2 protein-coding genes are annotated in these 596 nt (G+C 48.0%); both read left to right on the forward strand.

What is annotated here, in order from left to right; genetic code table 11:
- The coding region (locus R7040_RS28100) for an enoyl-CoA hydratase-related protein (protein WP_318097834.1) at nt 1-207 on the forward strand (207 nt) is incomplete at its 5' end.
- 8 nt (nt 208-215) lie between these two features.
- A partial coding sequence (locus R7040_RS28105) for an enoyl-CoA hydratase/isomerase family protein (RefSeq protein WP_318097835.1) occupies nt 216-596 on the forward strand: 381 nt, incomplete at its 3' end.

Here is a 596-nt window from a genome sequence, read left to right on the forward strand (position 1 = left end):
ATTGCGATGGCTGAGTCGGTTGCAAATCAATCGCCTTCGTCGGTCGCCGCGTGCAAAATTTTGATTCAAAACATGCGCTCTGCGCCACTCAAACACGGCTTAATGAAAGAGCGTGAATTATTCCTCGATTTATTTGATACCGAAGATCAAACAGAAGGCGTACGCGCCTTTCTTGAAAAGCGTCCACCTAACTGGAAGAACCAATAGGAGGCTTCATGGTAGGAACGGTCACCATTACAGAAATGGATTGTGTCGATGGCGTACATCGCATCGGTGTCGCGACGTTGGATAACACGCCATCACTGAACGCATTGACGTTCGATATGTTGCTTCAACTTCACGATCAATTGATCAAATGGCAACATGATCCGCACGTGGTTTGTGTGGTGTTAAGTGGTGCGGGAGAAAAAGCATTCTGTGCTGGCGGGGATGTGCGGGCGATGTATCACGTCATGCACAATGAGAGCAAAGAAGCGACCGTAGAATTTTGCACAAAATACTTTGCGTTGGAATACGAGTGTGACTATCTAATCCATACCTACAACAAACCCATCATTGGATGGGGGGAAGGCATCGTGATGGGTGGTGGCATGGGG

It is taken from the genome of Vibrio sp. 1069, from assembly GCF_033340555.1.